Source organism: Enterobacter cloacae complex sp. P43RS (assembly GCF_014930585.1).
GTDB classification, from domain to species: domain Bacteria; phylum Pseudomonadota; class Gammaproteobacteria; order Enterobacterales; family Enterobacteriaceae; genus Enterobacter; species Enterobacter bugandensis.
In genome coordinates, this window is the sequence record NZ_JADBRJ010000020.1 from 21992 (window position 1) to 33961 (window position 11970).

Consider the following 11970-nt stretch of genomic DNA (forward strand, 5'->3'; position numbering starts at 1 on the left):
TTACTCATCCGGGTTAAGGCGACGACGGCTGATGATGCGCAGCAGACGCCACAGCACCCATGCCAGCAAGACCACGCTGACCGCAGCCAGGATGGCGAGCAGAACCGGATGGTTCGACAGCGCATACCACAGGCGCTCGAACCACGGCAGATGGCCGACGTAATACACATCACCCACGCGCAGGCTGTTAACGCCGGACTCGCGGATCACCGACACAGAACCAAACATCGCGGCACGTTTGCCGCTGTCGTTCATCGCGGTATTCAGCAGTTCATAGCCACGCGGGCTGTCCGCCAGCAGGGCTATCACGCTACGCTGATCGTTGTAAGGAGACTGGAAGCCCACCACCGCAGCCATCGCCCCCTGAGAGGTTACGGCCGTCTGCGCGCTGGCCTTACGGTCGTTCACGTCCGGCATAATGCTTGGGAACTCGGTCTGGCGAAGCGGCGTGTTAACCCACGACTCGGTGGCTTTCACCAGCAGGTCGATACGTTTTTCATCCTTCAGCTTGTCCGGGATGGTGCCGATCACCATGATATCCGCATCTTTGTTCTGGATCTGACTGCCATCGTCCGTCAACGTGACGTTAACTGCCGGTAATCCGGTTTGCGCGCCTACGGTTGCCATGGTGTCGAGCAGGGTCGTCACCTGGCCTTCGTTTGGCGCTTTTGGCATCACCACAATGGATTCAGAGAGATCGGCCATGCGGCTGAACGGGAAGCCCGCGTTAGCAAAGGCACGCAGATCCGGCATCGCCAGGAAATGGTAGTACTTCGAGAAGTCGATGGTCGACTCATCGCCGATCACAACGTGGTTTTGTACCGGCTGGAAGGTGATGCAGTTATCCACCGAACCGCCAGGCATCGGGTTCATGTACTGGAAATCAAAACGCAGCTGGTTGATCGCGCCAAGCTTCAGCGCCGGAATAGAGACGTCCGTTTTACCGTCCAGCAGCCCCTGCAGCACCGGCAGGCGGAGCATCAGACGGTTGGTGTCCTGGGTACTTTGCAGGCTGAACGATTGCAGGAACTGGTTGTTCAGGCTGATATCCATGCGCGAGCTGTCTTTCGTCGCCGGCGCGGTATAGCGGTAGTTGAGATTGATATCAATGCCGTTGGTGCGCAGCAGGTACAGATCCGGCGGCAGGTTCAGCGACAGGCTAATCGGCGATGGCTCAAGGCCGGAGGCCTGCAGCTGCTCTTCATAGGTCTTTAGTTCACCAAACGTCACGGCGCGGTCAGTACGCACCCAGTTTGGCGCGTCATAAGGTTTACGCGCCAGCAGCGGCTTAACTTCGTCCACCACCACGCTGTTGCCGCGGAAAAGGACGTTGCCCTGAGCAATCGCCTTCGCGGCCTGGACCAGATCTTTATCATCACGACCAAAGACCACCAGCAGCTTCACGTACGGGTTATCAGGGTGGCTTACCATCTCAATGGTTGGCGCTTTGACTTCCGGGTGGTCGCGCAGGAAGCCCGGACGCTTCGCGTTGGTTGCAAAGACAATCGCGTTCCTGTCCGGCATTTTGTCATACATCACCGGGAAGTTCTGACCGCGCCAGCCGGAGCGGGAGCCAAACCAGGAGGCCACAATGGTCGCCGCCAGCTGCTCGGTCACGTCAGGGGACGATGCAAACACCATCGGCAGCGTGAGCGGACGGTTATCACGCGGGTCGAAGAACGGAACCGGGAACGCCGACAGATCGTTTTTCAGCGCCAGCGGCTGGTAGGTCATCTGCAGCGAGGAGTTACGCCCGACGTCCAGCCACAGCGTGTTGCTGGCGGGGTTTTCGCAGACATCGCGGTAGTGACCAACAAACTCCAGACGGATACGGTTAAAGTCGGTGATGAACAGCGGGTTAATCGGCACCTGCGCCTGTGTTTTCTTACCCAGCTGCTCTTTGGTCACCGGCAGAACGTCCATCAGTTCATCGTTCAGGTAGACCTTCAGCTGAGACTGCGTCGGCAGCAGGGATGGCGACGGGGTGTATTCAAGGTTCAGTACCGCATTTGAAACAACCTCATCGCTGCGCATACCAAATTCAATGCTGCCGTTAGGGTTGACGCCGCGCAGCACCATGCTGCCCGGCGGCGGCGCGATTTGCGCGAAGGTCAGCTTCACGTCCCGCGACGGCACATTATCCGCGACAACGGGCGCGTTAGCCCCCCGCACGCCCGGCATCACCTGCCCGATGACCGGATTCTCGGCCGGCAGGGTGTTCCCCTCCGTTGGCTGGTTCGGAATGATGTTTTCTGTTTGACCGGGTGCCGCCGTAACAACCGGATCGGTTGCCTGCGCGACGACAGGGACCGTCGGCGCAGGCGTCGCCGCTGCGTTACCGGGTGCTGCGTTAGCCATTGTTGCGGGAAGTGCACTCACTCCCATTGCCACTGCACATAACCAGGAAAGTTTTGTTTTCATCGCGTTATCATCATTGTTGAGCCATAACCGGGTCCGCCTGCTTCGTCTCATCCCGCTCGGGACGACGAGGAATGAACGACACGACCCAGGAAACCAGCGAAGTAAGTGACCGGAAAATTAATTTCACCGACGACGGGGCAAATTCTGCAAGGTGACGATAGCCACGGAACCCCAGCTTCAGAATATCCAGCAGGCTTTCCAGAGGTTTATCTTCCGGGAAGCTGTCCTGCCAGAGAGCCCATGTATCCGCACGGGCAAACGTACACTGCACAAAATCAATGTGTTGCTTTTTGGTCAACGGCATCAGCTGCAGACCCACTTCACTGCCTGCCACACGCACAACCTGCGTCGGGAAGACATACTCCTGCTGACCGCGCTTAAGCAGCAGGTTAACCTTCTGCCCTTCCAGCACTTTCGCCTGGCCGTTGATTTTGATCCCCAGGCCACCGTCAGAGAAGTCGTGCACCGTACAGGAGAAGAGGTGACCATCTTCACGAGCGATCGCCGCAGGCATGCAGATTTCAACGCGATGCGCGCGACGAACCTGTTTACTCTCTACCGACACCGCCACCGCGCCGCCGAGGATAATCAGGTTGTAGAACACCCAGGCCATACTGACAAAGACGGTCAGGATTTCGTTTTCCGGGCCGTAGAAGTAGCGCCAGATACCGGCGATCACGCCGACAATATTCAACAGCACGAGGAAGATATACGGGCGGGAGATCACCCAGTCGACGTACTCTTCTTCCACCAGACCGCCCTTCGCGGTGACGTTGAATTTCCCTTTGTGCGGGTTAATCAGCGCGACCATCGTCGGCGGCGCGATGTACCACGCCAGCACCGTTTCGTAGATTTCACTCCAGAAGGAGTGCCGGTATTTGCCCTGAATCTTCGAGTTCGTCAGGCTCGCGTGGATCATGTGCGGCAGAACGAACAGCGCAATCATCAGCGCGGGGGCGTAAATGATATAGGCGTGAAGGAGCAGGAACGCCAGCGGCGCGGTCAGGAAGATCAGCCGCGGGATGCCGGACAAGAAGTGGAACATGGCGTTGACGTAGCAGAGACGTTGCGCCAGCTTGAGCCCTTTGCCTATCAGCGGGTTATCGAGGCGGAAAATCTGCACCATGCCGCGCGCCCAGCGAATACGCTGACCAATGTGTGCCGAGAGAGATTCCGTCGCCAGACCGGCGGCCTGAGGAATACGCATGTAGGCTGAGGTATAGCCGCGGCGGTGCAGGCGCAGCGAGGTATGCGCATCTTCCGTTACCGTTTCAACGGCTATTCCGCCAATTTCATCCAGCGGCTTACGGCGGATAACCGCGCAGGAGCCGCAGAAGAAGGTGGCATCCCACATGTCGTTCCCGTCCTGCACCAGCCCATAGAACAGCGTGCCTTCGTTCGGGGTTTTGCGGAAGCGGCCAAGGTTACGTTCAAACGGGTCCGGCGAGAAGAAGTGGTGCGGCGTCTGCATCATCGCCAGCTCTTTCTCTTTCAGGAACCAGCCCATGGTCATCTGCAGGAACGAGCGCGTCGGCACGTGGTCACAGTCAAAAATCGAGACGAACTCCCCGGAGGCATACTTGAGGGCGTTGTTGATGTTCCCCGCCTTAGCGTGTTCATGCGTCGGGCGGGCGATGTACTCAACGCCGACCTCTTCCGCAAACTGGCGATACGCCGGACGGTTGCCGTCATCCAGGATCCAGACTTTGAGCTTATCTTTCGGCCAGTCGATGCCCAGCGCGGCATAGATGGTGTTTTTCACCACGCTCAGGTCTTCGTTGTAGGTCGGGACGAAGAGATCGACGGTCGGCCACTGCGTGGTGTCTTTAGGCAGCGGAACCGGCTGGCGGTTGAGCGGCCAGATCACCTGGAAATAGCCTAGCACCAGCACAATCCACGCGTAGGTCTCAGCAAACAGCAGCACCAGACCGCACACCAGGCTGACCGGATCGTCCCAGTTCAGCGTTGAGGTGTAACGCCACCAGATGTAGCGGCAGGAAACCGTCAGCGACAGCACAATCAGCATCAGCGCCGAGAAACGGCCCGGAATACGACGAACCAGCAACGCCACGCCCCACAGCAGGATCAGGAAGATGAACTGCGCCAGCGGGTTGAAAGGTTGCGTAATACAGACCAGCGCCAGAATGAGCGAGAACACGACAATCACGCCGAGAATAAAACGCCGCAAGCCTGGGTGGAGATGCCCAAGCTCTTTATGGTTATCCAGATGGCTGGTCTTATCGCTGACGCTAGCGGGCAGTTTATCCAGCCACTGGTGATAGCGTTCACGTAACTGCTGTACGCGGGAATAGCTGCGCCAGTGCGGCGTTATTTTCTCCGTTCGGGATGACGATATTGCCAGCCAGACGGCCTGAATAAGATAGCGCGCCGGGTCCAAAGGCCGTGGTCGGTCGGGGTTAATGTGTGGGTATAATTCGCCGTGACGCGCACGGATGCGCTGCCAGCGCGGGTGCTCGAGTGGAATGAACGTCCAGGCCAGAATCAGCCAAAAACAGCCGAGCGCGGCGCTGAATGCCGGAGCACCATGCCGGCGAAAGTGCCGGTAATGGTCGCTCAAACGCGAACTGACCGGCGGGATGAGAAGCCAGCTGGCGAGTCGACTCATACCGAACTCCCAGCAGGCTCCGCCTTGCTGGCGAAGTTCAGCAGACACCAGTTCGCCAGCGTCAGGATCTCTTCTGCTGCCAGCGAGTCGCTGCGGTATTCGCCCAGCGGCTGCTTGGAGGCGAGGCATTCCGCCATCCCCTCATCCCGATGAATCACAATGGGAAGCAGGCGGCGCTGGCTTTGCAGCCACACCTGATAGAGGTCGTCCTGGATTTGGCTACCGATACGTAAATCGTTAATCAGGAGATGTGCGTTCTGAGGCAGCCCCTGCTGATGCAGGCGAATATGGCAGTTCGCATCGACGTTCACCACGGAAAGTACATGATCGCACTGGGCGATGAGCTGCCGGGTCAGCGTCCCGGCGCCGTGCGGCAGATCCAGCAGGATCCACTGGTAGTGCCCCTTTTCTTTCAGGCTCTGCAGCGCAAGCGTGAACTGCGAAAACAGACGCTGATAGGCGGCTTCATTCTCGCGTTCTGTGGTGGTCAGTTGGCCAAAAGGCAGTAAATCCAGCTGGGAGGTATAGCGTAGCCCCGCATCCCGCCAGTCTTTGTCATCAAGCAGCGCGCGGGCCCAGCCCTCTTCGCGAGTGAAATCGACGTTGAATGACATACGCAGCAAATTATCGGCGCAGGCGTCAATCACCAGCACCGATTCACCTAAAAGCTGTAATGACCACGCCAGCGCCGCGGTAACAGATGTGGTACCCACACCGCCACGGACGCCCTGTAATCCGAGTATGGCCATCAATGGCTCCCTTAATGTTGATGGGCGAATTCAGCTAATAACGGCCAGCGTTTAATAGCAGCAGCCAACTGTTCCCGCTGGGAAATATCGGTGTAATCTATTTCAGGTAGAGAAAAGGCCTGCGCCAGCGCCAGAAAATCGTTTTGGAATGTGTAACCCAGAGTCGAGTCGACTGGGGTTGCAGGTTCGTTATTATCCATTCTTATTCCATCCCTTTGAGGAAAATCGCACGCTCGGAAGTTGCGGGGCATCCTGCCCTGACAAATTTCATTTACATGCTAAATCTGATGTTCTTTAATTTCAATGTTAGGTTTATTTCTACGCTTTCGCTAGTAAACTGAGATACAGGCAAATTAGACGAAAAGAGGGACATCGTGGACTCCATATTTTCTATTGGCATCCAGTCATTATGGGACGAATTGAGCCACATGCCAGTCGGTGGAGTCTGGTGGATTAATACGGATCGTAATGAAGACGCTATCAGCCTGGTAAACCAGACAATTGCCGCTCAGGATAAGGATTCCCGCGTGGCCGTCATTAGCATGGGCGAAGAGCCGAAGAAAATAATTACGCTCGAAAGCGACAGCGGCCCCCAGAAAGTACGTTTGTTTTCCATGTCAGCGGAAGCGGATAGTCTATACTTTTTGTCCCGCGACGTTCAGTGCTCTATTGACCCGGATCACTATTTAGTGATTCTTAAATGTGCAAATAACATACTGCAAAATATTCCTGCTGAAAAACTGCTGTCGTGGCTGGAAAAAATCAATAAATGGGCAAAGTTTCAAAATTGCACGCTATTGGTCGTCAACCCCGGCAGTAATAATGACAAGCTGTTCTCACTTTTGATGGGCGAATATCGCTCCCTGTTCGGACTGGCAAGTCTTCGTGACCAGGCAGGCAGCTATCTCTACGATATTGCCTTCTGGTGCAATGAAAAGGGCGTGAGCGCCAGGCAACAGCTGACTCTTAAACCTATTGAGGGGAAATGGCACCTGGCACAGCAGGAAGAAACCGTGGTGCAGCCGCGCAGCGATGAAAAGCGCATCCTGAGCCATATTGCGGTTTTAGAGGGCGCGCCCGCGCTTTCGGAAAACTGGTCACTGTTTGAGTCTAACGAAGCGCTTTTTCATGAAGCCCGCACCACCCAGGCAGCCACCCTCGTTTTCTCGTTGATGCAGAATAATCAGATTGAAACGCTGGCGAGACAAATTCACACCCTGCGCCGCCAGCGCGGCAGCGCGTTAAAAATTGTGGTACGCGAAAATAATACCAGCCTGCGCGCTACCGATGAGCGTCTGCTTCTGGGCTGCGGGGCAAATATGGTTATCCCCTGGAATGCGCCACTGTCACGCTGCCTGACGCTTATTGAAAGCGTTCAGGGCCAGCAGTTCAGTCGCCATGTACCGGAAGATATCTCCACGCTGCTCTCCATGACCCAGCCGATGAAGCTGCGTGGCTACCAGAAATGGGATACGTTCTGCGATGCCGTCGGCAACATGATGAGCAACACGTTACTTCCGGCGGACGGGAAAGGGGTTATGGTTGCCCTGCGGCCGGTCCCGGGCATTCGCGTTGAGCAGGCGCTCACCCTGTGTCGTCCGAACCGTACAGGGGACATCATGACCATTGGCGACAATCGCCTGGTGCTGTTTTTGTCGTTTTGCCGGGTCAACGATCTCGATACCGCGCTTAACCACATCTTCCCCCTGCCTACCGGGGATATTTTCTCGAACCGTATGATTTGGTTCGAAGATAATGCTATCAGCGCAGAGCTGGTGCAAATGCGCGCTCTCCAGCCTGAACAATGGGTTAAACCGCTCGCAATCACGAGCGATGTAAAACCGCTCCTCAATGCCAGACATGACGGACATGTCTGGCGTCGGGTTCCGGAACCCCTTCGCTTATTAACTGAGAACGGGGAGAACGCACCATCATGAATATCAGCGATATCATCCAACTGGTCGTATTCTGCGCGCTGATCTTTTTCCCGCTTGGCTACTATGCACGCCATTCCATACGCCGTATCCGTGATACGGCCAGAGTGATGTTTGTAAAACCTCGCTATGTAAAACCAGCCGGAACACTGACACGGGCATCACACGTCAAGGCAGACCGTAAACATGACTAATTCTTCCTATACCGCTTCGTCACCCTCGCCGCTCTGGCAATACTGGCGCGGCCTTTCCGGCTGGAACTTCTACTTTCTGGTGAAGTTTGGCCTGCTTTGGGCAGGTTATCTGAATTTCCATCCCCTGCTTAACCTGGTGTTTATGGCCTTCCTGCTGATGCCTCTGCCGAACATCAGGCTGCATCGTTTACGCCATTGGGTGGCCATCCCCATCGGCTTTGCGTTGTTCTGGCACGATACCTGGCTGCCTGGTCCGGAAAGCATAATGAGCCAGGGATCGCAGGTCGCGGGCTTCAGCGCAGACTATATGCTTGACCTGGTTGAGCGTTTCATTAACTGGCAGATGATTGGCGCCGTCTTTGTCCTGCTGGTTGCCTGGCTGTTCCTGTCTCAGTGGATCCGCGTCACGGTATTTGTCGTCGCCATTATGATCTGGCTTAACGTGCTGACGCTGGCGGGGCCAAGCTTTTCGCTGTGGCCTGCCGGCCAGCCGACGACAACGGTGACCACGACGGGAGGAAGCGCAGCGGCTACCGTTACAACGGCAGGCGATACGCCGGTGGTGGGCGATATTCCAACGCAGACCGCACCGCCGACCTCCACCAATCTTAATGCCTGGCTCTCCAGCTTCTATACCGCTGAAGATAAGCGACAGACGAAATTCCCGGATGCGCTGCCAGCCGATGCACAGCCGTTTGAGCTGCTGGTGATTAACATCTGTTCCCTCTCCTGGGCCGACGTGGATGCCGCCGGTTTGATGTCTCACCCGCTGTGGTCCCATTTCGACATCCAGTTTAAAGATTTTAACTCTGCCACCTCATACAGCGGCCCGGCGGCAATCCGCCTTCTGCGAGCAAGCTGCGGTCAGGCATCGCATAAAAACCTGTATCAGCCCGCTGGCAACCAGTGTTATTTATTCGATAATCTCGCGAAGCTGGGCTTTACGCAGCACCTGATGCTGGGGCATAACGGTCAGTTCGGTAACTTCCTGAAAGAGGTACGTGAACAGGGTGGCATGCAGGCGCCACTGATGGATCAAACCGGTCTTCCCGTTACGCTGCTGGGCTTCGATGGCTCGCCGGTTTATGACGATACCGCCGTGCTGCAGCGCTGGCTGCAGACCATCGAAAAAGACAGTAATCCGCGCAGTGCAACGTTCTATAACACCCTGCCGCTTCACGACGGTAACCACTTCCCGGGGGTGAGTAAAACGGCGGATTACAAAGTGCGGGCGCAGAAATTCTTCGACGAGCTGGATGCGTTCTTCACGGAGCTGGAAAAATCTGGCCGTAAAGTGATGGTGGTCGTGGTACCTGAGCACGGTGGCGCGCTGAAAGGCGACAGAATGCAGGTATCCGGTCTGCGCGATATCCCAAGCCCGTCCATTACCAACGTGCCTGCAGGCATTAAATTCTTTGGTATGAAGGCACCGCACCAGGGCGCACCAATTGAGATTACCCAGCCAAGCAGCTATCTGGCGATTTCAGAACTGGTTGCCCGCGCCGTTGACGGGAAGCTGTTTGTGGAAGATAGCGTGAACTGGGATCAGCTCACCAGCAACCTGCCGCAAACGGCAGAAGTCTCCGAGAACGCCAACGCGGTGGTGATTCAGTATCAGAACAAACCGTACGTTCGCCTGAACGGCGGGGACTGGGTACCGTATCCGCAGTAACTGATTTCCCCCTCTTCCCACAGGGGAGAGGGGATAGTCAGTGCGTCATTATTGCGCTGAAACCCACACCTGCATTTTCAGACTTGCCGAATCGTCGTCGTCTTTAGAGATGATTTCGGGCTCTCCGGAAGGCTGCCCCATCGTTAAATGCCAGGGTAGCGCAGACGGATTTTCGCATCGTTTACTCCATCCGGTTATTCGGCGCTTCGCAGGGAAATCTCACCGCCCACCCAGGGCTTAATCGCGCCATCCTGCTCCAGAAGCAGCGCGCCCTGTGCGTCAATACCGCGGGAAATGCCGTAAATCTCTTTATCACCAATCAGCAGCTTCACCGGACGGTTGATGAAGTTATCCAGCTTTTCCCAACGAGACAGGAACGGTGCCAGGCCTTCCTGTTCAAAAAGCGTGAGTGAACTGCGCAGCTCTTTAATCATGCGCACGGCAAGGGTGTTACGATCGATGACGATCCCCGCCTCCTGGAGATTGGTCCAGGCCTGATTCACCACATCATCCTGGACAGTACGCATCACCATATTGAGCCCCGCGCCAATGACAATTTGCGCCGCATCACCGGTTTTTCCCGTCAGTTCGACCAGAATACCGGCAAGTTTACGATCGTTAAGGTACAGATCGTTTGGCCACTTAACGCGGACCCGATCGGCACCCAGATCGTGCAGCACTTCCGCCATGACGATACCAATGACCAGACTCAGGCCAATGGCTGCGGCAGGCCCCTGCTCCAGACGCCAGTACATGGACAGATAGAGATTGGCGCCAAATGGCGAGAACCATTTGCGACCGCGACGGCCACGACCGGCCTGCTGGTATTCAGCAACACAGGCATCGCCGGATGAGAGTTCGCTCAGCCGATCCATAAGGTACTGGTTCGTCGAATCAATCACCGGCAGCACCGCAACGTTGCCGTATCCAAGCTGGCTGCGGATGACGTCTTCATTCAGCAATTGAATTGGCTCCGGCAGGCTGTAGCCTTTTCCCGGCACAGTGAACACATCGACGCCCCAGTCGCGAAGCGTCTGGATATGCTTGTTAATGCCGGCACGGCTCATGCCCAGCTGCTCGCCCAGCTGTTCGCCAGAGTGAAACTCCCCGTCAGCAAGGATGCTAATCAGGGTTAACGGAATGGTATTGTCCTTCACGCAATGGTCTCCACGGCATTCACTTCACCTGTGCGGCCAATGAAGCGGACTTCTGGCTCCAGCCAGACGTTAAACTTTTCGCCCACACGTTGACGAACATAATGCGCCAGCTGTACAACATCATCGCTGGTCGCATCGCATTGATTAATCAGTACCAGAGCCTGCTGCTGGTGAACGGCAGCGCCACCTACGGACGTGCCTTTTAACTGGCATTGATCGATCAGCCAGCCAGCGGCCAGCTTCACGCTGCCATCTGCCTGAGGATAATGTGGCGCAGTGGGCCATCCTTCAAGAAAGGCTTTTGCATTTTCGCTGCTAATTACCGGATTTTTGAAGAAGCTTCCTGCATTTCCGTTTACTTTCGGATCGGGAAGTTTGGTCATTCGCATATGGCAAACTGAGTCAAATACGTCGCGGGGAGTGACGGTTGCCGGATCGAGACGCGTTAAATCGCCATAGGTCAGCACCGGCTGCCAGTTCTTTGGCAGACGCAGGCCCACGGCGACAATCACGTAGCGATCCTGATATTCATGCTTGAAGATACTGTCACGATAGCCAAACCGACACTGTTCTGCCGTTAAGCGCTTAGCCGTTCCGGTCGCTAGTTCGATGCAGTCGACATATTCACAGACATGTTTCAGTTCGATGCCGTAGGCACCGATGTTTTGGATGGGTGACGATCCGGCGCAGCCTGGGATCAGCGCCAGGTTTTCCAGACCCGGCATCCCTTTTTCGAGGGTAAATTGCACCAGCTGATGCCAGTTTTCTCCGGCCCCCACGTGCAGATGCCAGCTATCGGCATGCTCTTCCACACCAATGCCCATGATGCGGTTAACGATCACCGTTCCCGCGAAATCGTCGAGAAACAGGACATTGCTTCCTTCGCCCAGAATCAGTACGGGTTCGTTATTTTCTGTTGCGCTTTGCCATGCATCCAGCAGCTGCTGTGCAGTATCGGCACGTACAATTTGATTAGCATTACGTTGAATGCCAAAGGTATTCCAGGGCTTAAGGGAGTGGTTCATAGACGCTATCCTGATGCAAAAACGCAGGTAGTTTACCGTATAAGCAGGGCGTTGGGGGATTAGTTTGTGCAGCGCAGAAACGCAAAAAGGCCATCCTTTCGGATGGCCTCTTCACTTATTTGATGCCTGGCAGTTCCCTACTCTCACATGGGGAGACCCCACACTACCATCGGCGCTACGGCGTTTCACTTC

Annotated in this window: 9 protein-coding genes; 3 read left to right on the forward strand and 6 right to left on the reverse strand. The window is 55.9% G+C overall.

All coding sequences use genetic code 11. From position 1 onward, the window contains the following. The 4 genes from bcsB to bcsR are packed head-to-tail and all read right to left on the reverse strand — an operon-like array spanning position 1 to position 5996. Positions 1-2421: a cellulose biosynthesis cyclic di-GMP-binding regulatory protein BcsB gene (bcsB, locus tag IM294_RS21615; protein WP_049000466.1), complete on the reverse strand. Its 2421-nt coding sequence runs from the start codon at positions 2419-2421 to the stop codon at positions 1-3. Positions 2422-2431: 10 nt separating this feature from the next. Then, entirely contained in the window at positions 2432-5047 is a 2616-nt protein-coding gene (gene bcsA / locus IM294_RS21620) for a UDP-forming cellulose synthase catalytic subunit (protein ID WP_193360392.1), read from the reverse strand. Beyond that, entirely contained in the window at positions 5044-5796 is a 753-nt protein-coding gene (gene bcsQ / locus IM294_RS21625; protein ID WP_028014760.1) for a cellulose biosynthesis protein BcsQ, read from the reverse strand. Before bcsQ ends, bcsA begins: the two co-directional genes overlap by 4 nt. Positions 5797-5807: 11 nt before the next feature. Further along, on the reverse strand, positions 5808-5996 hold the full coding sequence (bcsR, locus tag IM294_RS21630) for a cellulose biosynthesis protein BcsR (protein ID WP_028014761.1): 189 nt from the start codon (positions 5994-5996) through the stop codon (positions 5808-5810). Between the two features lie 174 nt (positions 5997-6170). On the opposite strand from bcsR, the gene bcsE reads away from it, so the two are divergent. Genes bcsE through bcsG form a run of 3 tightly spaced genes read left to right on the forward strand, consistent with a single transcriptional unit; the run spans position 6171 to position 9596 of the window. Then, positions 6171-7733 carry a cellulose biosynthesis c-di-GMP-binding protein BcsE gene (bcsE, locus tag IM294_RS21635; RefSeq protein WP_126345966.1) on the forward strand — a complete coding sequence of 521 codons (1563 nt, stop codon included), beginning with the start codon at positions 6171-6173 and terminating at the stop codon, positions 7731-7733. Then, positions 7730-7924 (forward strand): cellulose biosynthesis protein BcsF, encoded by a 195-nt coding sequence (gene bcsF, locus IM294_RS21640; protein ID WP_072201618.1) that lies wholly within the window; start codon positions 7730-7732, stop codon positions 7922-7924. The genes bcsE and bcsF overlap by 4 nt, the downstream gene beginning before the upstream one ends. Beyond that, the gene (gene bcsG / locus IM294_RS21645) at positions 7917-9596 is read left to right on the forward strand and encodes a cellulose biosynthesis protein BcsG (protein WP_028014764.1); all 1680 of its coding nucleotides are present in this window, start codon (positions 7917-7919) and stop codon (positions 9594-9596) included. Before bcsF ends, bcsG begins: the two co-directional genes overlap by 8 nt. Positions 9597-9790: 194 nt before the next feature. On the opposite strand, the gene birA is transcribed toward bcsG, so the two are convergent. Both birA and murB read right to left on the reverse strand, forming a co-directional pair. After that, entirely contained in the window at positions 9791-10753 is a 963-nt protein-coding gene (gene birA / locus IM294_RS21650; RefSeq protein ID WP_126345968.1) for a bifunctional biotin--[acetyl-CoA-carboxylase] ligase/biotin operon repressor BirA, read from the reverse strand. Continuing rightward, positions 10750-11778, reverse strand: a complete 1029-nt coding sequence (gene murB, locus IM294_RS21655) for a UDP-N-acetylmuramate dehydrogenase (RefSeq protein ID WP_060571551.1) — start codon at positions 11776-11778, stop codon at positions 10750-10752. Before murB ends, birA begins: the two co-directional genes overlap by 4 nt. Positions 11779-11970 lie beyond the last annotated feature (192 nt).

Coding starts and splice junctions, on each gene's coding strand:
- bcsF (WP_072201618.1), top strand. CDS start 7,730: ATGAATATCAGCGATATCATCCAACTGGTCGTATTCTGCGCGCTGATC.
- bcsB (WP_049000466.1), bottom strand. CDS start 2,421: ATGAAAACAAAACTTTCCTGGTTATGTGCAGTGGCAATGGGAGTGAGT.
- bcsQ (WP_028014760.1), bottom strand. CDS start 5,796: ATGGCCATACTCGGATTACAGGGCGTCCGTGGCGGTGTGGGTACCACA.
- murB (WP_060571551.1), bottom strand. CDS start 11,778: ATGAACCACTCCCTTAAGCCCTGGAATACCTTTGGCATTCAACGTAAT.
- bcsR (WP_028014761.1), bottom strand. CDS start 5,996: ATGGATAATAACGAACCTGCAACCCCAGTCGACTCGACTCTGGGTTAC.
- bcsG (WP_028014764.1), top strand. CDS start 7,917: ATGACTAATTCTTCCTATACCGCTTCGTCACCCTCGCCGCTCTGGCAA.
- bcsA (WP_193360392.1), bottom strand. CDS start 5,047: ATGAGTCGACTCGCCAGCTGGCTTCTCATCCCGCCGGTCAGTTCGCGT.